This is a genomic window from Streptomyces mangrovi, from assembly GCF_900114215.1.
Classification (GTDB): Bacteria; Actinomycetota; Actinomycetes; order Streptomycetales; family Streptomycetaceae; genus Streptomyces; species Streptomyces barkulensis.
Genome location: NZ_FOSG01000009.1, coordinates 201,603 through 223,620, shown reverse-complemented (window position 1 = coordinate 223,620; position 22,018 = coordinate 201,603). Strand labels below are relative to the sequence as shown.

Annotated in this window: 23 protein-coding genes; 13 read left to right on the top strand and 10 right to left on the bottom strand. The window is 73.6% G+C overall.

Going from position 1 to position 22,018, the window contains the following annotated elements; genetic code table 11:
• Positions 1 to 34: 34 nt before the first annotated feature.
• Together BM237_RS15375 and BM237_RS15370 are read right to left on the bottom strand one after the other, a co-directional pair.
• Positions 35 to 328, bottom strand: coding sequence for an STAS domain-containing protein (locus tag BM237_RS15375; RefSeq protein ID WP_093850203.1), 294 nt, complete (start codon positions 326 to 328; stop codon positions 35 to 37).
• Complete coding sequence (locus BM237_RS15370) at positions 325 to 4,446, bottom strand: SpoIIE family protein phosphatase (protein WP_093850202.1); 4,122 nt, start codon at positions 4,444 to 4,446, stop codon at positions 325 to 327. The genes BM237_RS15375 and BM237_RS15370 overlap by 4 nt, the downstream gene beginning before the upstream one ends.
• Before the next feature lie 284 nt (positions 4,447 to 4,730).
• Here BM237_RS15370 and BM237_RS15365 point away from each other — a divergent pair, with 284 nt between their 5' ends.
• Positions 4,731 to 5,087: an STAS domain-containing protein gene (locus BM237_RS15365; RefSeq protein WP_093850201.1), complete on the top strand. Its 357-nt coding sequence runs from the start codon at positions 4,731 to 4,733 to the stop codon at positions 5,085 to 5,087.
• Here the strand turns inward: BM237_RS15365 and BM237_RS15360 are convergent.
• Entirely contained in the window at positions 5,045 to 6,142 is a 1,098-nt protein-coding gene (locus BM237_RS15360) for a serine/threonine-protein kinase (protein WP_093850200.1), read from the bottom strand. The two genes, BM237_RS15365 and BM237_RS15360, sit on opposite strands and share 43 nt — an antisense overlap.
• 262 nt (positions 6,143 to 6,404) lie before the next feature.
• On the opposite strand from BM237_RS15360, the gene BM237_RS15355 reads away from it, so the two are divergent.
• The 4 genes from BM237_RS15355 to BM237_RS15340 all read left to right on the top strand — a co-directional run bounded on the left by BM237_RS15355 (position 6,405) and on the right by BM237_RS15340 (position 8,989).
• Positions 6,405 to 7,106, top strand: a complete 702-nt coding sequence (locus BM237_RS15355) for a hypothetical protein (protein WP_093850199.1) — start codon at positions 6,405 to 6,407, stop codon at positions 7,104 to 7,106.
• Between the two features lie 85 nt (positions 7,107 to 7,191).
• The gene (locus tag BM237_RS15350; protein WP_093850198.1) at positions 7,192 to 7,647 is read left to right on the top strand and encodes a DUF4383 domain-containing protein; all 456 of its coding nucleotides are present in this window, start codon (positions 7,192 to 7,194) and stop codon (positions 7,645 to 7,647) included.
• A 118-nt stretch (positions 7,648 to 7,765) separates the two neighbouring features.
• Positions 7,766 to 8,629, top strand: coding sequence for an MBL fold metallo-hydrolase (locus BM237_RS15345; RefSeq protein WP_093850197.1), 864 nt, complete (start codon positions 7,766 to 7,768; stop codon positions 8,627 to 8,629).
• Positions 8,630 to 8,725: 96 nt separating this feature from the next.
• Positions 8,726 to 8,989: a hypothetical protein gene (locus BM237_RS15340; RefSeq protein WP_139238115.1), complete on the top strand. Its 264-nt coding sequence runs from the start codon at positions 8,726 to 8,728 to the stop codon at positions 8,987 to 8,989.
• Between the two features lie 32 nt (positions 8,990 to 9,021).
• On the opposite strand, the gene BM237_RS15335 is transcribed toward BM237_RS15340, so the two are convergent.
• From BM237_RS15335 to BM237_RS15310, 6 genes are all read right to left on the bottom strand, one after another.
• Entirely contained in the window at positions 9,022 to 10,320 is a 1,299-nt protein-coding gene (locus BM237_RS15335; protein WP_093850195.1) for a PP2C family protein-serine/threonine phosphatase, read from the bottom strand.
• Between the two features lie 7 nt (positions 10,321 to 10,327).
• Positions 10,328 to 11,338 (bottom strand): SpoIIE family protein phosphatase, encoded by a 1,011-nt coding sequence (locus BM237_RS15330; RefSeq protein WP_093850194.1) that lies wholly within the window; start codon positions 11,336 to 11,338, stop codon positions 10,328 to 10,330.
• Entirely contained in the window at positions 11,335 to 11,781 is a 447-nt protein-coding gene (locus BM237_RS15325) for an anti-sigma regulatory factor (RefSeq protein WP_093850193.1), read from the bottom strand. Before BM237_RS15325 ends, BM237_RS15330 begins: the two co-directional genes overlap by 4 nt.
• Before the next feature lie 7 nt (positions 11,782 to 11,788).
• A complete protein-coding gene (locus BM237_RS15320) occupies positions 11,789 to 12,202 on the bottom strand; it encodes an STAS domain-containing protein (RefSeq protein WP_175541020.1) in 414 nt (137 codons plus the stop codon).
• Positions 12,199 to 13,071 (bottom strand): STAS domain-containing protein, encoded by an 873-nt coding sequence (locus tag BM237_RS15315; protein WP_093850192.1) that lies wholly within the window; start codon positions 13,069 to 13,071, stop codon positions 12,199 to 12,201. Before BM237_RS15315 ends, BM237_RS15320 begins: the two co-directional genes overlap by 4 nt.
• A gap of 409 nt (positions 13,072 to 13,480) precedes the next feature.
• Positions 13,481 to 13,987: a MarR family winged helix-turn-helix transcriptional regulator gene (locus BM237_RS15310; protein WP_093850191.1), complete on the bottom strand. Its 507-nt coding sequence runs from the start codon at positions 13,985 to 13,987 to the stop codon at positions 13,481 to 13,483.
• 101 nt (positions 13,988 to 14,088) lie between these two features.
• On the opposite strand from BM237_RS15310, the gene BM237_RS15305 reads away from it, so the two are divergent.
• The 8 genes from BM237_RS15305 to BM237_RS15270 all read left to right on the top strand — a co-directional run bounded on the left by BM237_RS15305 (position 14,089) and on the right by BM237_RS15270 (position 21,107).
• Complete coding sequence (locus BM237_RS15305) at positions 14,089 to 15,258, top strand: PP2C family protein-serine/threonine phosphatase (protein WP_093850190.1); 1,170 nt, start codon at positions 14,089 to 14,091, stop codon at positions 15,256 to 15,258.
• A 385-nt stretch (positions 15,259 to 15,643) separates the two neighbouring features.
• Entirely contained in the window at positions 15,644 to 16,609 is a 966-nt protein-coding gene (locus tag BM237_RS15300; protein WP_093850189.1) for a sensor histidine kinase, read from the top strand.
• 358 nt (positions 16,610 to 16,967) lie between these two features.
• Positions 16,968 to 17,324: a rhodanese-like domain-containing protein gene (locus tag BM237_RS15295; protein WP_093850188.1), complete on the top strand. Its 357-nt coding sequence runs from the start codon at positions 16,968 to 16,970 to the stop codon at positions 17,322 to 17,324.
• Entirely contained in the window at positions 17,321 to 18,700 is a 1,380-nt protein-coding gene (locus BM237_RS15290; protein WP_093850187.1) for an MBL fold metallo-hydrolase, read from the top strand. Before BM237_RS15295 ends, BM237_RS15290 begins: the two co-directional genes overlap by 4 nt.
• Positions 18,701 to 18,769: 69 nt before the next feature.
• Positions 18,770 to 19,351, top strand: a complete 582-nt coding sequence (locus BM237_RS15285; protein ID WP_093850186.1) for a rhodanese-like domain-containing protein — start codon at positions 18,770 to 18,772, stop codon at positions 19,349 to 19,351.
• A 5-nt stretch (positions 19,352 to 19,356) separates the two neighbouring features.
• Positions 19,357 to 20,217, top strand: coding sequence for a sulfite exporter TauE/SafE family protein (locus BM237_RS15280; RefSeq protein WP_093850185.1), 861 nt, complete (start codon positions 19,357 to 19,359; stop codon positions 20,215 to 20,217).
• Between the two features lie 204 nt (positions 20,218 to 20,421).
• Positions 20,422 to 20,802 (top strand): thioredoxin, encoded by a 381-nt coding sequence (trxA, locus tag BM237_RS15275; protein ID WP_093850184.1) that lies wholly within the window; start codon positions 20,422 to 20,424, stop codon positions 20,800 to 20,802.
• 38 nt (positions 20,803 to 20,840) lie between these two features.
• Positions 20,841 to 21,107, top strand: coding sequence for a metal-sensitive transcriptional regulator (locus BM237_RS15270; RefSeq protein ID WP_093850183.1), 267 nt, complete (start codon positions 20,841 to 20,843; stop codon positions 21,105 to 21,107).
• A 133-nt stretch (positions 21,108 to 21,240) separates the two neighbouring features.
• Here the strand turns inward: BM237_RS15270 and BM237_RS15265 are convergent, their stop codons facing one another.
• Positions 21,241 to 21,891 carry a universal stress protein gene (locus BM237_RS15265; RefSeq protein ID WP_093850182.1) on the bottom strand — a complete coding sequence of 217 codons (651 nt, stop codon included), beginning with the start codon at positions 21,889 to 21,891 and terminating at the stop codon, positions 21,241 to 21,243.
• Positions 21,892 to 22,018 lie beyond the last annotated feature (127 nt).

Sequence of the window (22,018 nt, the reverse complement as noted above, 5' to 3'; positions counted from 1 at the left end):
ACCCGCCGGAACCCGCCCGGCGGGCCGGCGGGCGTCAGGTGATGTGCACGGTGGCCAGGTCGGCGAGCCCCGAGACGGTGAGGACGGGGTCCAGCAGCGGTGGGGCGATCAGTTCCAGGCGGTCGGCGTGGGCGAACAGTGCCGCCAGCCCGGCGCTGTCCAGGTAGTCCACGGCGGTGAGGTCCACCACCAGCCGTCCGCCTCCGGCGGCCCGGTCCACCGCGGCCCGGAACTCGCCGACGTTGCTCATGTCGATCTCGCCCTCGGCCACGAGGACCGGGGTGCCGTCGGGACGCCGCTGGTCGGTGAGTGTCAGGGGGGTGGTCAACGTGTGGTCCTCACATGCATGTCTACGGTGGTTCCGGCCTCGTCGGTGACGATGTCGACCTGGTCCATGAGCGCGTGGATCAGGATCAGGCCTCGGCCGCGGTGGGCGCCGGCCTCGGGTTGCCGGGGCTTCCAGCTCCCGGTGTCGGTGACGGTCAGGCGCAGTGCGTCCGCGCCGACGACGGCCCTCAGGCGCACGGTTCGGCCGGGATTGTGGCGGTGGCCGTGCTCGATGGCGTTGGCGCAGGCCTCCCCCGCCGCGACCAGGACCGCCTGTGTCAGACGTGGTCCGGCGTCCAGTCGCTCCAGCCAGTCGCGCAGGGCGCCGCGGACGCGGGCGAGCTGGGCGGACTCGGCGGGGAAGGCCACCTCCAGGGGCGCGGGGTGGCGGTAGAGCAGCAGCGCCATGTCGTCGTCGTAGCCGCCGGCCGGTTCCATGCCGGTCCGGATGTCGTCGGCCAGCTTCTCCAGATCCGCGTCGCGCCCGCGCCGGGCGGCGGCCGAGGCCTCGGCGATGCCCGCGTGCAGCGGGCGGCTGCGGCGCTCGATCAGGCCGTCGGTGTACAGCAGCAGGACGGAGGCCGGCGGCATGGTGCGCGTTCCCGTGGGCCGTGGAAGGCCCGGCCGCACCGCCAGGGGGATGGAGCGGCCCTGGTCGAGCAGTTCGGTGGTGCCGTCCGGATGGGTCAGGATGCCCGGCGGGTGACCGGCGCTGCTGTAGGCCAGCCGGCCGGTCGCGGGGTCGAGCACGCCGCAGAAGACGGTGGCGCACAGCGCGCCGGGGATCAGGGCCGCGAACCGATCGAGCGCGCTCAGCACCTGGGCGGGGTCGGCGAACTGCAGCAGCAGGGCCCGGCAGGCGCTGCGCAGCTGGCCCATGACGGTGGCGGCATCCAGGCCGCGGCCGACGCAGTCGCCGACGACGATGCCGATACGGCCGTCGGGCAGCTCGACGGTGTCGTACCAGTCCCCGCCGACCTCCAGGGGCCGGGCGGCGGGCTCGTAGCGGACGGCGAACCCCCGCGGGAGGCGGTCGGGTCCGAGAATGGCCCGCTGGAGGGCCAGGGCGGTCTCGCGCTGCTGCTCGAAGGCGTGGACGCGTTGCAGCATCTGCCCGAGGTAGCCGCCCAGCACGGCCAGCAGGGTGTGGTCCTCACCTATGAAGGGCCGCTCCTGGCTGGCCTCGACCCACAGCGCCAGCGGCCCGCCGGGATGCTCCAGGGTGATGCCGATTCCGGCCGGCCCGCAGGTGGCCGCCGGGTGCAGGGGGTTGCGTCCGCGCAGGGACTCGACGGCCTCGCGCACCGGGTCGCCCGGCCGGCCCCACGCGGTGCCGGGCACCGCGGCGACCGGTCGGGGGGCCCGGTCCGCGCCGTCCCAGGTGACGGCCAGCGCGCGGGGGGCCCGCCACACCCCGCGCAGTTCGTCCAGCGCGGCCCGCAGTGCCTCGGGGACGCTCCCGGCCTCGGACAGCCGTACGCTCAGCGCCGCCAGGGCGGTCTCGCGTTGGGCGGTGAGTCGTTCGGCGGTGACGTCCCGGAAGGTGCCGACCACCATGCGCCTGCCGGTGTCGGGGTCGCGGACCTCGTTGAAGGAGGCGTACACCCACAGCCGGTGCCCGTCGCGGTGTTTGACGGGGGTGACGTAACTGCCCTTCCGCTCGCCCACCACCTGGGCGAAGGCCCTCTCGATGGCCCGGTGGGCCTCGGGGTCGGTCTCCTCGTCCGGCCACCAGGGGTGCTTGGGCCGGTAGGGGAGGTCCTCCGGTCCGTAGCCGAGGACGTCGGTGAAGGCGGAGTTGATCTCGACGACGGCGCCCTCCTCGTCGCAGACGAAGAACGCCTCCTGGAGGGAGTCGACCAGTGCGGTGCGCCACTGCGCGTGGTGGTTGCGCAGCCTCGACAGCTTCACCGCCGCCCGCACCCGCGCCAGCAGCTCCGCGGCGGAGAACGGCTTGACCAGGTAGTCGTCGGCGCCCGCCTCCAGCCCCTCGATCGAGGCCTCCTGGCCGGCCCGGGCCGACAGCAGCAGCACCGGCACCCCGGCGGTGCGGGAGTCGGCGCGCAGCGCCGTCACCAGCTCCAGGCCGCTCATCCGGGGCATCATCACATCGCTGACGACCATGTCCGGGGCGTCGGCGCGGACCGACTCCAGGGCCGCCCGCCCGTCGGCGACCGTCGTCACCCGGTAGCCGGGGGTCAGGATCCGCCGCAGGTACTCGCGCATGTCGGCGTTGTCGTCGGCGATCAGCACCCGGGCCCGCGCCGCCCCGGTGGCCGGCGGCACGGGCTCCTCCCGCCCGGCGTCCCCGTCCTCGTCCTCGTCCGGCAGCCACCGCAGCGCCTCCTGCAGGTACGGGTCCGCGGCGGACACCGGGAACGGTTCGGCGCCCCGGTCCGCCGAACCGGCCGGCAGACGGGCCGTCCCGAAGGGCAGGCGGACGGTGAGGACTGTGCCCTCGCCCTCGGTGCTGTCGGCGGTGATGGTGCCGCCGTGCAGACCGACCAACTCCTTCACCAGCGCCAGTCCGATGCCGCTGCCCTCGTTCGAGCGCGCGCGGGCGTTCTCGATGCGGTGGAACCGCTCGAACAGCCGCGGCAGCTCGCCCGGGGGCACCCCGATGCCGGTGTCGGACACCCGCAGCACCGCCTGTCCGCCCTCGGCGCGCAGCGTCACGCCGATGGAGCCGTCGAAGGTGAACTTCAGCGCGTTGCTCAGCAGGTTGAGGACCACCTTCTCCCACATGTCGCGGTCGATGTGGACCGGTTCGGGCAGTGCGGGGCAGTCCACCTCGAAGTCCAGGCCGGCCCGCTCCACCGCGGAGCGGAAGACGCTGGCGAGTTCCGCGGTGACGGCCGCCAGGTCCACCGGCTCGAAGCGGGCCCGCATCCGCCCGGCCTCGATGCGGGAGAAGTCCAGCAGGGTGTTGACGAGCTTGCCCATGCGCAGCGCGTTGCGGCGGATGACCTCCAGTTCCTCGCCGACCCGCTCACCGGCTCCGGCCAGCTGCCCGCGCAGCTCCTCCAGCGGGCCCGTGATCAGGGTCAGCGGGGTGCGGAACTCGTGGCTGATGTTGGAGAAGAACGCGGTCTTGGCGCGGTCCAGCTCGGCGAGCTCCTCGGCCCTGCGCTGCTGGACCTCGTACGCCACGGCTCCGTTGACCAGCGCGGCGGTCTGCCGGGCCACCAGGTCCAGAAAGGCCCGGTAGCCGTCGTCCAGGACGCGCCCGGCACTGGCGGCGAGGACGATCGCCCCGACCGGCCCCGCCCCGGTCTCGCCCGGCAGCGGCAGGACCACCGCCTGGTTGGGCGGCCTCTCCCATCCTCCGGACGGCAGCCGCCCGAACCGGCGCACGACGTCCTCCACGACCACCGGCTCACCGGTGGTCAGCACCTGCTCCAGCGGCCAGTCGCCGTGGCCGTCCGGCAAAGGCCCCGGGGCGGTGCCGGGCGGGCTGACGGCGGCCGGGACCAGCCCGCCGCCAAGGTCCCGCAGATGGACCGCGGCGAACGGCACGTCCCGCTGCGCGCGGCCCAGCACCCGGGCGACCAGCCGGCACGCCTCCCCCACGCTGCGGGCCGTGCCCGCCTGGGCGCCCAGGTCCTGCAGCACGGCGAGCCGCCGCTCGCCCACGACGCGCTCGGTGGTCTCGTTGCACGCGGTGAACACCCCCCGCACCCGGCCCTCGTCGTCGTGCAGGGGACTGTAGGAGTACGTCCAGTACGTCTCCTCCAGGTAGCCGTGCCGCTCCATCCTCAACAGCAGGTCCTCCGACCAGGTGGCCTGTCCGGTCTCCGTCACCGACCGCAGCATCGGGCCGATGACGTCCCAGATCTCGCCCCACACCTGCCGGCCCGGCCGGGCCAGTGCGGGGTGCTTGTTGCCCAGCAGGTGCTGGTAGGCGTCGTTGTACAGCAACCGCAGGTCCTCGCCCCACCACAGGAACATGGGGTAGCGGGAGGTCAGGCAGATGCGGCAGGCCGTGCGCAGACTCGCCGGCCAGCCGGCCGGGTCGCCCATCGGGGTGCCCGCCCAGTCGAAGGCGCGCATCCTGCCGGCCATCTCGCCGTGCCCGGGGAAGAGCAGCTCCGGCGGCCCGGTCCCGTCAGCATCGCCCATCGCCTCTGCCCTCCTCGCCCGCCGCGCGCCCAGCGGTCCCGCCTCACCGGTGCGCATATCCACTGGCACGGCGACGATGCGCCGCGACCGGTCCCGTAGGATAAACGCGGTCGGCCACGGCCTGCGGTGCGGTCGGCCCGCAGGGTTCACCCGCCTCCGGAGCGGGCAGTCGATCAGCGTCCCCGCCGATCCACGCCCCGGGGAAGCCCGCCTCCGGCGCCGCCCCGCCCCTCAGGCCGTGCCGGGGTGAACGACCGGACCGACCAGCGCGTACAGGAGAACGGGTGCCCGACCGAGATCTGACCGTCACGCTGCGATCCCACCCCGCAGGCCCCTGTCTGCTGGAGGTGTCCGGCGAGCTGGACCACCACACGGCCGACCGGATGCGCCAGGCGCTCAACGAGCTGCCCCGCGACCGCGGAACTGCGGTCGTCATCGACCTGTCCGGCCTGGTCTACTGCGACTCCAGCGGCATCACCGTCCTGATCACGGCCTACCACCTCACCCAGGCCGTCGGCGGCAGCCTGGCGCTGGCCGGTCTGGACGAGGACATCATGCGCGTCTTCGGAATCGTCGGGCTGGACCAGATCTTCGACTTCTACGGCGGCGTCGAGGAGGCGGTGGCGGCCCTCACCGGCTGATCCCCGCCCTGCCCGGCGTCGGCTCCGGGGCCGGTCCACGGACCGCTGAGCGCTCCCCGGTGCCCGAAGAGCGGCGAAGGCCCGGAACGCGGCGGCCGGCCGGCGACGGCCATGGCGCCGGCGCCCATGCCGTGGGTCCACACCGGGAGCCGCCCTGGGGATCCCGGCTGCTCCCGGAGCGGGGCCCGCCGCCCGCCGGGGCTTCCCGCACGGCGTGCCTCGGCGGTACGGCGACCGAGCTCCGCCGCGTCCCCGGGCCGCTCGTCCGGGTCCTTGGCCAGCAGGTCGAGGATGATCCGCTCCAGGTCCCCGGGCAGGTCGGGACGGAGTTCGCGCGGCGGCCGGGGGTCGGTCTCGCGGTGGCCGAGCAGGACGCCCCAGGTGTCCCCCAGATCGAAGGGCGGGACGCCGGTGGCTATCTCGTACAGCATGCAGCCGAGGGAGTACAGGTCGCTGCGGTGGTCGAGATGGGCTCCGGCTATCTGCTCGGGCGACATGTAGTGCGGGGTGCCCATCGGGAAGCCGCCGGTGGTTCCGGCGGCCGGGCCCGTACCGCGGTCGGGCCGGGCGATGCCGAAGTCGCAGATCTTCACGGTGCCGTCGGCGGTGCGCATCACGTTGGCGGGTTTGAGGTCGCGGTGGACGATGCCCCGGTCGTGGGTGTAGGCGAGGGCGGCGGCTGTCTGCTCGGCGATGTCGAAGAGGTCGGGCACGGGCAGCGGCCGCCGTCCGCCCAGTTCCAGGAGCCGGCCGAGATCGTGCCCGCTGAGCAGCTCCATCACCAGATAGAGCACTCCGTCGTGCTCCCCGAAGTCGTGGACGACGGTCACGCCGCGGTGCTGGAGTGAGGCCGCGACGCGCGCCTCGCGGCGGAAGCGCTCGCGCAGCGCCCCGATCGCGTGCGGGTCGTCCTGGCCGCCCAGCGGCTTGAGGCACTTGACGGCGACCTCGCGGTCCAGTGACTCGTCGTGCGAGCGCCACACCTGCCCCATGCCGCCGCGCCCGACGAGGTCCAGCAGCCGGTACCGGCCCTGGATCAGTGTGTCCTGCCTCATCGCGCGCCGCCGCCCCCTCTCGCCCGTGCCGCCCCCGGCCCGTCCAGTATGGGCCCTTCCCCGGCCGGGCGGTAAGGCGGTGGCCCGGTGCCGGGGCGGTGGCCCGGTGCCGGGGCGGTGGTCCGGCGCCGGGGTACGCCTGGGCGCTGCCGCGGGGCGCGCCGGGGTTTCGGCACGGACGGTGCGGCAACTGCGGACCGGGACGGTTCGCCCGGAACGTTCCGGCGAGCCGGGCCGGTCCGTCCACCACCAGGAGGCGCCGATGTCCCGACCCGTGCCCCTGCGTGTACGCGGCACCCGGGCGGGTTTCCGGCAGCTCGCCCGGCTGCGTCACGCCCCCGCTTTCCACCCCGACGGCCTGACCTGCGCCGGTGAGCTGGTGATGCCCGGTCCCGCGGGGACCGCCTGGGGCGTCCCCTGGCTGGACGGGCTGGGCCGGTACGAGTGCGTGGTACGGCTCTCCCGGGGCGCCGGCCTGCCGCGGCCGCTGCCCGACTGGCTCGGGCTCGCCGTCCGGGCGCTGGACGCCGGCGGCCCCGGCCGGCCCGTGGACCTGCTGCTGACCAGCAGCGCCCGGCCTCCCGTACTACGCCGGCTGCCCCTGCCGCGCGGCGACGCACTGGGCGGCCCGTACAGCAGTCTGCTCACCTACCGGGTCGGCGGGCGCGGCATGGTGCTGGCCGCCTTCCCGCGCCGCCGGCTGCGCCCGGTCCACGGCAGTCCTCCCGCCCTGCGGCGGGCGCTCGCCGACGGTCCGCTGGTGTTCGATCTGCGGGCGGCCGAGCCGCTGGGCCGGTGGCGGACCTGCGCGGTGCTCACCGTCCGCTCGCCGCTGCGGGAGCCGCCCCGCTCCGCTTTGGGCTTCGACGTCCACCGCAACAGCCTGCCGGAGCTGGCGCCGGGCACGGCCTTCGCGGCGGTGCGGCCCGCCGCGTACGAGGGATCCCGGGAGGGCCGCGCCTGAGGAAGCGTCACCCGTGCCGTTTCCGCCCTGGAGGCGGGGGTACCCCATACCGGCCGTTAACCGACTCCGAGTGGAGATGATGACGATGGCCAGCACAGGTCCGAGGGCGGCGAGCACGGCGCGTCGTGCTCCGGTGAGCACCGCGGCCATGGCGGTGTCGTTGGTCTTCCTGCTGGTGGGGATCCTGGGGTTCATCCCGGGGATCACCACGGACTACGGCGAGATGCAGTTCGCGGGGCACGAGTCGCAGGCCCAGCTGCTCGGCCTCTTCCAGGTGTCGATCCTGCACAACCTGGTGCACCTCGCCTTCGGTGTCGTCGGCCTGGCCATGGCCCGAAGCGTCTCCGGGGCCAAGGCGTTCCTGATCGGCGGCGGTGTGATCTACCTGCTGCTGTGGATCTACGGGCTGATCGTGGACGAGGACAGCGGCGCGAACTTCGTGCCCCTGAACGCGGCCGACGACTGGCTCCACCTCGTGCTGGGCGCGGGCATGATCGTCCTCGGCGCGGTCCTGGGCGGCCGCCGCACCACGACCGGCTGATCCCGCCGCTCACCCGGGTCCCGGCCCACCGGAAACCCGGACACCCGGACACCCGGACACCCGGACACCCGGACACCCGGACACCCGGAAACGATGACGAAGGCGAGGAGGCTCCGTCATGCAGCCCGCGCCGCCCCCGGGAGCCGCCGAGCTCCTCTTCGTCGGCAACGCCACCCTCCTGATCCGTTACGGCGAGCTGACGCTGCTGACCGATCCCAACTTCCTCCACCGCGGCCAGTACGCCTACCTGGGCAAGGGGCTGCTGTCCCGGCGGCTGAGGGAGCCGGCCCTGCGGGCGGAGGACCTCCCGCCGGACCTGGACGCGGTGGTGCTGTCCCATCTGCACGGCGATCACTGGGACCGGGTCGCCCGCCGTACCCTGCCCCGCTCCCTGCCGATCGTCACCACCCCGCACGCCTCGCGGCGGCTGCAGGGGCTGCACGGGTTCAGCCGTGCCACGGGTCTGCCCACCTGGCACGATCACGTCCTGGTGCGCGGCGGCAGCCAGGCGCGGATCACGGCGCTTCCCGGCCGCCACGGCCCCGGCCCGGTGGACTTCCTGCTGCCGCCGGTGATGGGCAGCCTGCTGGAGTTCGGCGACCCGGGAGGGGCGGTACGGCTGCGGCTGTACGTCTCCGGCGACACCCTGATGTTCCCCGGCGTCCACGAGATCGCGCGTCTGTGCCCGGACATCCACCTGGCGGTGGTCCATCTGGGCGGCACCACGTTCCCCGGAGGGCTGCTGGTGACCATGGACGCCCTGCAGGGCGCCGATCTCGTCTCCGCGCTGCGTCCGCGCCGCGTGCTGCCGGTGCACTACGACGACTACACCGTCATGAAATCCCCCCTGTCGGACTTCCTCCGGGAGGCGGAGCGGCCCGGTTTCCCCTCCGGCGTACTGCACTGCCCGCGGGGGGAGCGGGTGACCGTCGACGCCGCCGGCCCGGTCGAGGCCGGCGCGGCGGGGCCGGGGCGGCCCTGAGGCGCCCCGGCCGTGCGGCAGCGGGCGCCGGGAGGACACGCCGGAAGGACCCGGAGGACCGGGAAGACCGGGAAGACCGAGAGGAAGGCCCACAAGGTGCCGAGCACGAACACGATCACAGCCCAGCATGTACGGGAGCTGCTCAGCTCCTCCGACCCCGATCCCCGGCTGCTCCTCCTGGAGGGCCGCCCGCGGGTGGTCCCCGCCGCCGAGGCGGACGCCGACCGCTACCGCGGAGCCGTGGAGGTCGTCTCGCGCGACGATCTCGCCGCCCGGATCGGTCCGGGGACGCCTTCGGAACAGGATCTGAAGGCACTGGCCTCCAGGCTGCAGACCGTGGTCTCCGAGCTGGGCGGCTGAGGAGCCCCGCCCGTGCGCGTCCCGCCCGCCGCTCAGGCGGGCGGGACGCGCACGGCCAGCGCCAGTGTGTCGTCGGGGTGCAGGATGACCGTGTGCATGTCCTCGGCGATGGCGCCGGGAACCTCCGCGATGGGCCTGTCCGCATGGCGGCGGGACGCCTCGACGAGACGCTTCTCACCCTCGCGCGGGTCCTTGCGGCTCTCGGTGAGGCCGTCGGTGTAGAGGATGAGCATGTCCCCGGGCCCCATCCTGGCGTGCAGCAGGCGCTCGCTGCCCGGCAGCGGGTAGCCGATACCCCGGCCGCGTACCTCCAGGTACTCGGGCTCGCCTCCGGCGGGCAGCAGCAGCGCGGGCGGGTGGCTGCCGTTGGCCAGGAACAGGTCGCCGGTGGCCGGGTTGATCCGGGCGAGCAGCACGGTGGACATCAGCTCGCTGTCGAAGGGCATCAGGATCTCGGCGGTCCGGGCGATGATCGACTCCAGCGGGTGCCCCTCCAGCGCCAGGGTCCGTACCGCGTGGGTGACGTTGAGCGCGCCGCGCGTGCTGGTCACACCGTGGCCGAGGGCGTCGACGACGGTGATGTGGACGGTGCCGTCGGGAAGCTGGAGCCAGTCGTACAGGTCTCCGCCTGTGGGCGCGTCGGTGCCGGCCGGTGCGTAGTGGACGTCCATCTCCAGGCCGTCGACCTCGATCGGGGCGGGCCGCAGCGCGTCCTCCAGCTCGCGCAGGGTCTGGCCGTGGGCCTTGCGCAGCTGCTCGTCGCGCTCTTCCAGCTGGACGTAGAGGGCGAGGGTGCCCCGGTTGGTCTCGGCGAGTTCGTGCTTGAGCCGCCGGTGTTCGGCGGTGAGGGCGTCCAGGCGGGCCAGTGTCGCGCGCAGCTCCTGCTCCACCGCGTGGATCTCCGAGGTGGGGCAGCCGCTCCCGGCCTCCGGCCCGCCGCCGTTGCGGGCGGGTGGGACCGTGCCCGCTTCGCCGCCGCTGCCGCCGTCACCGCGCGGCCCGGGCAGCAACATGCGCCAGGTGGCCGAGCCTCCGGAGGCGAACTGGGCGGGGAGGGGGAGGTCGGCGATGCCGTCGCGGTCGGCCGTCAGATCGCCGAGGGTGTCGAGCGTGACGACGAGCTGCCCCGCCGGTCCGCCGCCGGGCGGCTCGGCGTACGCCTTCAGCCGTACCGGCCGTCCCGCCGCGATCTCGGTACGCGCCAGTTCCACCACGGACATCACCAGCCGGGCCCGGGTCTCCACCGGCAGCCGGTGGACGCGCGCGACCCCGCGCACCGCGTGTCGCAGGCTCGGCAGTGTGTGGTGGTGGGAAGTGGTGTTGTCGGTCATGGAACCTCTAGGCCGCTTGGACGGTGAGCACGGTGGCGTCGTCGCGGACGCGCCGGTGCCCGTGGGCCAGGGCCGCCGCCAGCAGGGGCGGCGGAAGCCGCAGCAGAAAGGTGGGCGGGCTGTGCGACCAGCGGGACTCGATGCCGTCGCTGTGCAGGACGACCGCCGCTCCCCGGGCCAGGGGGACGGTGCGTGGCCGGGGGGTGGGGACGTTCCAGCCCACGATGCCGGGCTGGCCGGTCATCCGGTGGGCCACCTCGCCGCCCGAGAGCACCGTGGCGCGGATGTTGCCCGTGCCGCAGTACTCGGCGCGGCCGGGGTGCAGCCGCACCACGCCCGCCGCCGCGCCGCGGGTGTGGCGCAGTGAGCGGTGCAGCGAGGTCAGGATGTCTGCCAGGGGACGGTCGGGGGCGGTGTGGAAGGACCGCAGGGCGGAGCGGGCCGCCTCGGCGGCCGCGGCGCCGTGTCCCAGTCCGTCGACAACGAGGCCGGTGAGGGCGTCGCCGGTGTCGGCCACGGTGCAGGCGTCGCCGCAGTGCTTCTCGCCCTGGGCGGGCAGACACACCGATCCGACGCCGTACCGGGCCTTCGGTTGCTCGCCGGGAGCCGACAGCCGTGCGTTGACCAGGGTGCCCGAGCCCGGCTGGGTGCGGATGGTGAACCCGCTGGCGATCCGGCGGACCGCCCCCAGCCCCGCTCCGAGGGAGCCGGTGGTGGTGTAGCCGTCGGCCATCGAGCGGTCCAGGTCGCGGATGCCGGGGCCGCGGTCGACGGCGGTGATCTCCACTCCGTCGCCCTGGAGCGCCGGCTGTACGTACACCGTTCCGTCGGTGGCGTGCTTGACCTGGTTGCTGGCCAGTTCGCTGGCGAGGACGGCCGCCTGGTCGGGCAAGGCCCCGGGCAGCCCGCACCGCTGTGCGCAGCCGCGCGCGGCCGAGGCCGCCACGTGGATCGCGCTCTCGTGGTCGATGCGGATCTCTTCGGTCAGGCCCTCCGCGGCGGGGGACGGCCGGCTCACTGCGTGTTCCAGCGGGTCACGCTGATGGTGGTGCCCCGGCCCGCTTCGGTGTGCACCTCGAACTCGTGCATGAGGCGGCGCGCGCCTCCCAGGCCGTGCCCCAGGCCGGAGCCGGTGCTGAAGCCGTCGGCCAGCGCCGTCTCCAGATCGGGGATGCCGGGCCCCTCGTCCCTGACGGTCAGCCGCACGCCCCGGCGTCCGGCGTTCCTGGGGAACTCGATGGTCACCGTGCCGCCCCCGCCGTGGATGTAGGCGTTGCGCGCCAGCTCGCTGGCGGCGGTGACGACACGGGTCTGGTCGACGAGTCCGAAGCCGGTCTCGACGGTGGCGGCCCGCACCGCGTGCCGGACCGTGATGAGGTCCTCGTCGGTACGGACCGGATAGGTGGCCCGGGCGCTCGCGGCGCCACCGCTTCTTTCGGCGGGGGCCGTGGGGGCGCCCATCGTCCTTTCACCCGAGAGTTTCACGCCGGGTCACCCCTTCCGGGGGCCGCGGGGCGTGGTGCCAGCCCAGTGCGGTCATCCCCTGCTCCGCGTTGAGTGCGGTCTCCACTCCGGTGAGCTGCAGGCCCAGCTCGACGAGGGTGATCGCCACGGGCGGCCGCATACCGGCCACGATCACCCGGGCGCCCAGCAGCCGGGCCATGGTGCTCAGCTCGGTCAGAGTGCGCGCCACGAACGAGTCGATGATCTCCAGCCGGGAGATGTCGATGAGGACTCCCGTGGCCCGCTCGGCGGCGATGCGCTCGGTCAGCTCGTCGGCGAAGACGGTGGCCGTCTTGTCGTCGAGCTCGTTGATGAGCCCGGTGACCAGTACGTCACCGAGCCTGAGGATGGGGATGTCCATGGACTGGCGGCCGGTCATCGGTTCGTCGTCGTCCCGGTGGCCGGTGAGTCCTGTCCCGTCATGTCGACCGCCGCGGCCAGGGCGTCGGCGAGGGTGGCGCGGGTGAGGATGGTGGACAGGTCGATGCCCAGCTGGGCGATGGTCTGCGCGATGGAGGGCCGCACACCGCTGATGAAGCAGTCGGCGCCCATCAGGCGCACCGCGTTGACGGTCTGCATCAGGTGCTGGGCGACGGCGGTGTCGACCGTGGGCACACCGGTGATGTCGATGATCGCCACCCGGGCGTCGTGGGTCTGGATGGCCTGCAGGAGGTTCTCCATCACCACCTGGGTGCGCGCGGTGTCCAGGGTGCCGATCAGCGGCACGGCCAGGATCCGCTTCCACAGGTGGACCACGGGGGTGGACAGTTCCAGCAGCTGACGGCTCTGCCGCTGGATGATCTCCTCGCGGCGCTCCACGTAGGCGTTGAACGACAGAGCCGCGGCCTCGTCCAGCAGCCGGTTGATCGTCAGGGCCGCCGGGAACAGCTCCCGCGGATCGTGGTTGTCGCGCTCCACGGCCTCCAGCAGGGCGTCCTTGAGCGCCAGGATGGCCAGGGAGGTGGCGGTGGGGGTCGCGCCGCTGCGCTCCCTGCGCAGGGACAGCTCCATCACCGCGTCGCGCAGTTCGTGGTGGGCGTCGACCACGTTCTCCATGCCGTAGTCGCTGTTGAGGGCCCCTCCCAGCAGAACGAGGAGCGCGTCGGCCTCCTCCCGCAGTTCGCCCTCGTCCATCCCGATCGCCGCACGCTCCTGCTGCAACTGCACCCACCGGTCGGCGATCTCGTCGCCGCGCTCGCGGATTGCGGTTGTCAACCGGTCTCGTACGGCTGCGTCGCTGGCGTTCACTGACAAGCCCTCTCACAGTCGTTCGTCGCCGGCCCACGCCCGTGACGTCGGCATCCGGCTGGATGTGCGGGGTGAGAAGACAGCACCGTTCACCCCTTTTGTTGCCGTCCGGCAAATGTTAGCAGCGGCCGCGGAGCCTGTCGGCCCCAACTGACGGTTCATCAGGGCATGGTGGAACCCACCGACCCCCGACGGGACCTTCCCCGAAACCGGCCACTGATGCATCCCCGATCGATTGTTTCCATTTGACAACTGTGTCCGCGGCACAACAATCTTTCCCTGTCGCACCCGCCCCGACCGGCCATCACGCCAGGAGTCCCCCGCGGTGCGGCGCTCCGCGGCGGCCACGAGGTGTGTGATGTATCGGTGAGGCAGAATGGCGATGCACATGCCACCCAGGGCGGCGGCCTCACGCCGATCTCACGCCACCGCCCGCCCCGGCCTCCCGGCGGCTGGGCAACGCTTCGTCCACCGCCGCCCGGAACCCCCGCAGCCCCTCGGCGAGCGCCTTGCGCGCCGCGGGCGACATCGCCGCCATGGCCGTAGCCAGCGCCTCCTCCCGCAGGTCGCGCAGGTCTCGCAGATACGTCCTGCCCCGGCCGGTCAGCCTCAGCTCGAGTTCCCGCCGGCTCGCCGGACTGGGAGCGCGTTCCACGAACCCGACCGCCTGCAGCCGGTCGCACAGCCGGCTGACCGACGACGGGGCGGACCCCAGCGCCTCACTGAGCGTGCGCAGGTTGATGCCCTCATCACGGTCGAGGGTGTACAGGACCCTCAGCTGGGAGGCGGAGACGGGCGCGGGCGACGCGGCCTCCCGGCCCCGCTCCCACAGCACCTCCAGGAGCTCTATCACCTCGGACGCGGCATGGGCCGCCTCTGCGGAGTGGCGCTGGGAGGGTCCGGAATTCACGACCATAACTGTGACACTCCGCGTCTGCGTTGTCAGCCCGAGCTCCGAGCGGCACTTAACTTCCCATATCGGATTTTTCTGCGGAAACAGAAAGTAGTTGTGACACGGTGGACAGATTCACGGCCGTGGAGCGCGCCCTGCGCGATGCCGCTCCCCACGCACTGCTCGACGCGCTCCGCGCCTCACTGGCACGGCACTTCGGGGCGCTCACCGTGGACCTGCTGATGGCCGACTACGGGACGACCATACTCCAGCCGGTCGGTCCTCTTCCTTACCCGACGGAGCCCGTCCCGGTCCACTCCACCGAACCCGGAAGGGCGTTCGCCTCCCAGCAGCCCCGCCTCTTTCCCGACGAGCGCTCCGGCACCGTCACCGCGCACCTGCCGGTCACCGTCCGCGGCGACCGGCTGGGCGTGCTGTCGGTGACCCTCCCCGGCGAGGGGGCCTCACCCGAGGCGCTGGGGGAGCTGCGGCAGTTGTGCGAGGCGCTCGGCCGGGAGATCCTCGTCGCCGACCACAGCACCGACGTCTACCTGAAGGCACGGCGGGCCGAGCGCCTCACCCTCGCCGCCGAGATGCAGTGGCAGCTGCTGCCCGGCCGGTCCTGCTCCGGCCCCGAGTACGAGCTCGGCGCCCAGCTCGAACCCGCCTACGCCGTCTTCGGGGACAACTTCGACTGGTCCGTCTCGGCCGACCACCTCACCGTGACCCTGACCGACGGAATGGGCGAGGGCGTCGACGCCGCGCTCCTGACCAACCTCGCCCTCAGCGCGCTGCGCAACGCCCGCCGGGCCGGGCTGGACCTGGTCGGCCAGGCGGTCCTGGCCGACCAGGCGGTCTACGGGCAGCACCGCGGGTCCGCCCATGTCTCCGTCCTGCTGCTGCGCATCCACCTGGCCACCGGCCGGCTGGAGGCCGTCGACGCCGGGTCGCCGCGCATCTGGCGGCTGCGCGGCGGCGCCGTGGAGCCGGTCGGGCTGGAGGCGCAGCTCCCGCTGGGGATGTTCGAGGACACCCCCTACGCCGTCCAGCACTTCCGGATCGAGGCCGGGGACCGGCTGCTGTTCGCCAGCGACGGGGTCTACGAGGTCGCCTCGCACTCGGGCGAGCGGTTCGGCGAGCGAGCCCTGGCCCGTGCCATGACCAGCACCCGGCTCCTCCCCCCGTCCCAGGTGCCACGGGCGGTCCTCGCCGAGCTCGCCCGGCACCGCGGCGAGCCGCCCGCGGACGACGACGCCATGGTCCTGTGCCTGGACTGGCACGGCAGGAGGAGCTGACCGGCCGGACCTCCGCCACCCCGCCCGGACCGCGCCCGGGAGCCGCCGCACCCTCCCCCGTCCCCGTACGCCCCGTGCCACCGGGAGCCGTCCGCCTCCGCGCGGCGCGTCCGGCCGCGGCCCCGGCGCAGGTCACAAAAGGAGAACGCCGGTGTACGCCGGGCGCCACAGGGCAGACGGGCTCCTGGAGCAGGGCCGAGGACCGAGCGGAGGTGTTCGCCGACGTGCCGATACCGGCACCGGGCCGGTGTGTCCGGCACATCCCCTCCCGGGCTGTCGCCTCGGTGTCCGCCCGCCCGTGCGGGGCCGCGACCGGTTCCCGGCCGCCGGCGCGGGCGGTCGGCCTTCTCCCGCACGTTCCCGTCACGCCAGAGGTGGTCCTTCGGTGACCAGAAGCGAACACGCCCTCGTCGAGCAGAGGAGTTCGGACCCCTTCGTCCATCCCGCGCTGTTCTACCGGAATCCCGGGGAGTACCTCGCCGGGGTGGGCGGGTTCGTCGACGGCGCCCTGGATGCCGGCGATCCCGTACTCGTCGCCGTTCCCGGCCCCCGGCTGGAGATGCTGCGCGAGCACCTGGGGGACGCCGACGCGGAACGCCTCACCCTGGTGGACATGACCGAGTTCGGCCGCAACCCCGGCCGCGTCCTCCCGGGTCTGCGCGACTTCGCCGACCGGCACCCCGGCCGGACCGCCCGTATCGTCGGGGAGCCGGTCTGGGCGCGGCGCTCCCCCGGCGAGCTGGCGGAGGCCACCCGGCACGAGGCGCTGATCAACGCGGCCTTCACCGGCCGCGCCGCGACCGTCCTGTGCCCCTACGACGTCTCCGGGCTCCCCGCGCGGGTATGCGCCGACGCCCGCCGCACCCATCCGGTGCTGTGGGAGGACGGCCGGGAGCGGCCCAGCCCGCACTACACCGATCCCCGCGCCCTCAGCGCCGAGTGCGACGCCCTTCCGCTGACTCCCCCGCCCCCGCACACCCGCGCCCTGGCGTTCACCACCGGCGATCTCGGCGAGGTCCGCCACCACGCGGACACCTGGGCCGGCGCGACCGGGCTCGGCATGCCGCGGCGCGGTGATTTCGTCCTCGCCGTGGCGGAGGCCACGGCCAACTCCATCGCCCACGGCGGCGGGCACGGCACCCTGCGCCTGTGGTCCGACGGCCCCTCCCGCGTGGCCGAGATCCGCGACGGCGGGCACCTCACCGATCTGCTGGCCGGCCGCCGCCGCCCGACGCTGGACTCCGCCGACGGCGGACGCGGGCTGTGGATGATGCACCAGCTGTGCGACCTGGTCGAGACCCGCGCCGCGTCCGCCGGGCTGACCGTACGGCTGCACATGGACCACTCGTAGGGCTACGCGCGGGCGCCCTCCCCTCTCCCCTTCTCCCATCCCCCCCGGCCCCGTGCCGCGCGCGGAACGTGCGCGCCGGTGAGCGCGGACGGCCTCTTCAGGCCGCGACCCGACCCCCGACCCGACCCCCGGCCCGACCACGGCCCGACCCCCGCGCGCTCCCCGCGCCCGCCGCGGCGGACCCGTGCTCCGCCGTACAGGGCCCTCGAAGACCGCTCCGGCGGCTCCCACGGCCCTTCCGGCTGTGATCCACATCACCCCGTATACCCCCCGGGGCATAAGGCGACCCCTGTTACGGTTGACTCCAGACATACCCCCCTGGGTATTTTTCGAAGGCAAGCGAGCAGGAGTCCCCCGCATGGTTCCCGAGATCGACCAGCAGCGGTTCGCCGAGGCGCACGCGGCCGGCGCCCTCGTCCTCGACGTCCGCGACAGCGGCGAGTACCGCACCGGTCACGTCCCCGGCGCCCGACCGGCGCCGCTCAGCCTGCTCCCCCTGAAGCTGGCCGAGCTGCCCAAGGACCGCCCGGTCTACGTGATCTGTCAGAGCGGCGGCCGCAGCGCACAGGCGACCGCACTGCTGCGCGACGTGGGCTACGACGCCCACAGCGTCAGCGGCGGCACCGCGGCCTGGACCGACGCAGGCCGGCCCGTGACCACCGGCGACGAGCCCGGCACCCCCGACGTCACCGCGACCACCGAGGAGACCCGATGATCACCGTTCTGCCCATCGAGACCCCCGGCCTGGGCGACCGCACCTACCTCGCCCACGACGGCTCCACCGCGCTGGTGGTCGACCCGCAGCGCGACTACGACCGCGTCACGGCGCTGGCCGAGGCCGCGGGCGTGCGGATCACCCACGTCTTCGAGACCCACATTCACAACGACTACGTGACCGGCGGTCTGGCCCTGGCCCGGGAGACCGGCGCGCAGTACCTGGTCAACGCCGACGACGAGGTCTCCTACGAGCGCACCGGCGTCCGCGACGGCGACGTCGTCGAGGTCGGCGCCATGCGGGTGAGGGTGATCCACACACCGGGCCACACCCACACCCACCTCTCCTTCGCCCTGGAGGCCGACGGCGAGCAGATCGCGGTGTTCACCGGCGGATCACTGCTGTACGGCTCCACCGGACGCCCCGACCTGCTCGGCCCCGACCACACCGACACCCTGGTGCGGGCCCAGTGGCGCTCGGCGCACCGGCTGGCGAAGGAGCTGCCCGACTCCACCGCCGTCTACCCCACCCACGGTTTCGGCTCGTTCTGCTCCGCGACCCAGTCCGCCGGCCTGTCCAGCACCATCGGCGAGGAGAAGAGGACCAACACCGCCCTGACCGCCGACGAGGAGGCCTACGTCGAGCAGCTCCTGGCGGGCCTGGACGCCTACCCGGCCTACTACGCCCACATGGGTCCGGCCAATTCCGGCGGGCCCGGCAGGCCGGACCTGTCCGCACCCTCCGTCGCCGACCCGGCCGAGCTGCGCCGCCGCATCGAGGCCGGCGAGTGGGTGGTCGACCTGCGCGACCGCACCGCCTTCGCCGCGGGGCACCTGGCCGGCAGCCTCAACTTCGGCCTGGACGGCCAGTTCATCACCTACCTGGGCTGGCTGATCCCGTGGGGCACCCCGGTCACCCTGCTCGGCGAGAGTGCCCAGGACGTGGCCGAGGCCCAGCGCGAGATGGTCCGCATCGGCATCGACCGCCCGGCCGCCATGGCCACCGGCGGACCCGAGGACTGGGCCGGCGGCGAGCCCCTGGCCGCCTACGAGCGCGCCACGTTCGAGGACCTCAAGGCCGCCCTGGACAAGAACCGGGACTGCGGGGAGGAGTTCGTCGTCCTCGATGTGCGCCGCGACCAGGAGCGCGACGAGGCGCACATCCCCGGCTCGGTGCACATCCCCGTCCACGAGGTACCGGGCCGCGTCGGGGAGATCCCCGCGGGCCGGGTCTGGGTGCACTGCGCCGGCGGCTACCGCGCGGGAGTCGTCGCCGCCCTGCTCGACGCCCGCGGCCGCGATGTCGTCGCCATCGACGACAGCTTCGACAACGCCCGCGACCTGGGCCTGTGCTCCGTCCCCACCCGGACCCCCTGACCCCGGCAACACCCCGAACCCCGGAATCCCGGAATCCCGGAGTCCGCAGATCCCACAGGAGAGCAGTACATGACCACCTCCACCACTCCCCGCAGCCTGACCGCCGAGGAACTGCGCGCCAAGCTCGACTCGGAGCACCCGCCGCGACTGCTCGACGTCCGCTCCCCCGCGGAGTTCGAGGCCGCGCACATCCCCGGCTCCTACAACGTCCCGCTGGACACCCTGCGTGAACACCGCGAGGAGCTGACCCGGCACCTGGACACCGACGTGGTGCTGGTGTGCCGCTCCGGGCAGCGGGCCGGCCAGGCCGAGCGCGCCCTCGCCGAGGCCGGGCTGCCCGGGCTGAGCGTCCTGTCGGGCGGCATGACCTCCTGGGAGAAGTCCGGCGCCCTGACCAACTACGGCCAGGAGCGCTGGGACATGGAGCGCCAGGTCCGCCTGGTGGCCGGCTCCCTCGTCCTGGTCGGCGCCCTCGGCAGCTTCGTGGTGCCGGGTCTGCAGGCCCTGTCCGCGTTCGTCGGCGGCGGCCTGGCCTTCGCCGCCATCAGCAACACCTGCGCCATGGGCGTGCTGCTGTCGAGGATGCCGTGGAACCGCACGCCGTCCTTCGACCCGCGCAAGGCCGTCGCGCAGCTCGCCGGCAGCAGGTGACCACCATGACGCTGACGCTCGTCCTGACCCTCGCGCTGCTGGTCGGCGTCTCCCTCGGGCTCCTCGGGGGAGGCGGGTCGATCCTGACCGTGCCGCTGCTGGTCTACGTCGCGGGCATGGACGCCAAGGAGGCCATCGCCACCTCCCTGTTCGTCGTCGGCGTCACCTCCGCCGTGGGCATGATCAACCATGCCCGCGGCGGGCGGGTCCGCTGGCGCACCGGTGTGCTGTTCGGCGCGGCCGGCATGGTCGGCGCCTACGTCGGCGGGCTCATCGGCGGCAACATCCCCGACGTCGTCCTGCTGATCGCCTTCGCGGTCATGATGATCGTCACCGCCGCCGCCATGCTCCGCGGCCGCCGCGACGTCGACCCCGGCAAGACCCACAAGCAGCTCCCGGTGGGACGGGTACTGCTGGACGGAGCGGCCGTCGGTCTGGCCACCGGCCTGGTCGGCGCGGGCGGAGGCTTCCTGGTCGTGCCCGCCCTGGCCCTGCTGGGCGGACTGCCCATGCCGGTGGCCGTCGGCACCTCGCTGCTGGTCATCGCGATGAAGTCCGCCGCCGGGTTCGCCGGCTACCTCTCCACCGTCCAGATCGACTGGGCCCTGACCCTGGCCGTCACCGGCTTCGCGATCGTCGGCAGCCTCGCCGGGGCCAGGCTGGCCGGACGTGTCCCCGCGGCCGTCCTCTCCCGGCTGTTCGCCTGGTTCGTGCTGGCCATGGGCACCTTCGTCCTGGTCCAGCAGGCCCCCGCCGACATACGTCTGCCGGTCCTCGCCGTCGTCGTCTCGCTCGGCGCCGGAGCGGGTGCCTGCTACGGCTTCGTCGACCGCTGCCCGCTGCGGCGGGCCGTGCACGGCACCTGACCACCCCCGGACCCCGGACCCGGTACCCCGGCGCACCGCCCAGCGGTGCGCCGGGGTACCGGTGTACCGGGACACTGGCACAACGGTGTCTCCCGCCACACGGAAGGCACCGGGCACAGGCGGAATACTCCGCCCCATCCCGGCGTTGGCTACCCCAGGGGGTATCAACCGCCACCACCCCGGTGAAACGGAAGGAACCACCATATGAGCACCGTCGCACTCACCGCCGCCGACTTCGAGAAGACCGTCACCGACAACGACATCGTCCTGGTCGACTTCTGGGCCTCCTGGTGCGGTCCGTGCCGGATGTTCGCCCCTGTCTACGACAAGGCCTCCGAGGCCAACCCCGACATCGTCTTCGGCAAGGTCGACACCGAGGCCGAGCAGGCCCTGGCGGCCGCCGCCGACATCACCTCCATCCCCACCCTGATGGCCTTCCGCGAGGGCGTGCTCGTCTTCGCCCAGCCCGGCGCACTGCCGGCCCAGGCCCTGGATCAGGTGATCACCGCCGTCCGCGGGCTCGACATGGACGAGGTGCACGCCTCCGTCGCCGCCCAGAACCCCGGCTCCGGCCAGAGCGACTGAGCCTGTCCGGCGCAGAACGAACGAAAGGATCGACCACCGTGGTCCAGCTTCCTCCCGGGGACGTGCGATCGGCCGTCAACCGCCTCAAGCGCGCCCAGGGCCAGCTCGCCGGCGTCCTTCGCATGCTGGAGGAAGGACGCGACTGCGAGGATGTCGTCACCCAGCTCGCCGCGGTCAACCGCGCGCTGGACCGGGCGGGCTTCTCCATCGTGGCCAGCGGCCTCAAGCAGTGCATGGCACAGGAGGGCGGCGCGGACAGCCTCGACGCCCAGAAGATGGAGAAGCTCTTCCTCTCCCTGTCCTGAACCGTCCCGAGCCGTCCCCGACCGTTCCGAAAGCCCCCTGCCTCACTTTTCCGGGGCGTGTGCCCCGCACGGGGGTGCACGCCCCGGATCCGGTGGGGCAGGGGCCCCTCGGCCGTGAGCCGCTCGTCCGCGCCTACCACGCCCGGTCCCCGGCCGCCCGCGCCCCGGCCCCGTCGGCGCGCCCGCCGGTCACGAGGACCGGCACCGATCCGTCGCGCAGCAGCTCCTGGGCCACGTTGCCCAGCAGCCGCTTGGACAACCCGCGGCCGTGCCTGCCCACGACCACCACGTCGATGTCGTTCTCGCCGGCGAAGCGCGCCAGTGCGGCCGCCGGCGGGCCCGCCAGGACCTCGCACGCGGTCACGTGCCCGCCGGCCTCCTCCGCCACGGCACCGAGCCGGCGCTCGGCCTCCGCGACGCGCCCCTGCCGGTCGAGCTCCGCCGTGTCGTAGTCCACGACCTGGGCGGCCACCAGCGTCTTCGTGTACGGCCCGAGCAGGTCGACCGCGAGCCCGAGCGCCGCCCGGGACTCCGGCGACCCGTCCACCCCGACCAGCACTCGCAGGCCACCGGAGCCGCGGGGCTCCACCTCGGTCCCCGCGATCATCGCCGGGCGGCGCCGGACGCGCTCACCGGCCACCAGAGCCAGGATCGGGCCGAAGACGACCCCCATGAGCAGCCAGCCCGGACCGCCGTGTCCCCTGCGCGCCATCCACCAGACGGCCAGGAGCCCGGCGGTGATCCATACGGCGACGGTGATCAGTACGAGCCAGATGTCGTTCATGAAATCCCCTTGTCAGGCCCAAATCGGTTACCGGAAGGCCGTGCGAACCGGCGCCCTGTGCCCGGGGCTCCGGGAGTTCCGCCGAGGCGACGGCGTCCGCGCCGTCGGCACGACCGGATCGCGGCCG

Coding starts and splice junctions, on each gene's coding strand:
- BM237_RS15370 (WP_093850202.1), bottom strand. CDS start 4,446: ATGGGCGATGCTGACGGGACCGGGCCGCCGGAGCTGCTCTTCCCCGGG.
- BM237_RS15360 (WP_093850200.1), bottom strand. CDS start 6,142: ATGAGGCAGGACACACTGATCCAGGGCCGGTACCGGCTGCTGGACCTC.
- BM237_RS15355 (WP_093850199.1), top strand. CDS start 6,405: ATGTCCCGACCCGTGCCCCTGCGTGTACGCGGCACCCGGGCGGGTTTC.
- BM237_RS15350 (WP_093850198.1), top strand. CDS start 7,192: ATGGCCAGCACAGGTCCGAGGGCGGCGAGCACGGCGCGTCGTGCTCCG.
- BM237_RS15345 (WP_093850197.1), top strand. CDS start 7,766: ATGCAGCCCGCGCCGCCCCCGGGAGCCGCCGAGCTCCTCTTCGTCGGC.
- BM237_RS15335 (WP_093850195.1), bottom strand. CDS start 10,320: ATGACCGACAACACCACTTCCCACCACCACACACTGCCGAGCCTGCGA.
- BM237_RS15325 (WP_093850193.1), bottom strand. CDS start 11,781: ATGGGCGCCCCCACGGCCCCCGCCGAAAGAAGCGGTGGCGCCGCGAGC.
- BM237_RS15320 (WP_175541020.1), bottom strand. CDS start 12,202: ATGACCGGCCGCCAGTCCATGGACATCCCCATCCTCAGGCTCGGTGAC.
- BM237_RS15310 (WP_093850191.1), bottom strand. CDS start 13,987: ATGGTCGTGAATTCCGGACCCTCCCAGCGCCACTCCGCAGAGGCGGCC.
- BM237_RS15295 (WP_093850188.1), top strand. CDS start 16,968: ATGGTTCCCGAGATCGACCAGCAGCGGTTCGCCGAGGCGCACGCGGCC.
- BM237_RS15290 (WP_093850187.1), top strand. CDS start 17,321: ATGATCACCGTTCTGCCCATCGAGACCCCCGGCCTGGGCGACCGCACC.
- BM237_RS15285 (WP_093850186.1), top strand. CDS start 18,770: ATGACCACCTCCACCACTCCCCGCAGCCTGACCGCCGAGGAACTGCGC.
- BM237_RS15280 (WP_093850185.1), top strand. CDS start 19,357: ATGACGCTGACGCTCGTCCTGACCCTCGCGCTGCTGGTCGGCGTCTCC.
- trxA (WP_093850184.1), top strand. CDS start 20,422: ATGAGCACCGTCGCACTCACCGCCGCCGACTTCGAGAAGACCGTCACC.
- BM237_RS15265 (WP_093850182.1), bottom strand. CDS start 21,891: ATGAACGACATCTGGCTCGTACTGATCACCGTCGCCGTATGGATCACC.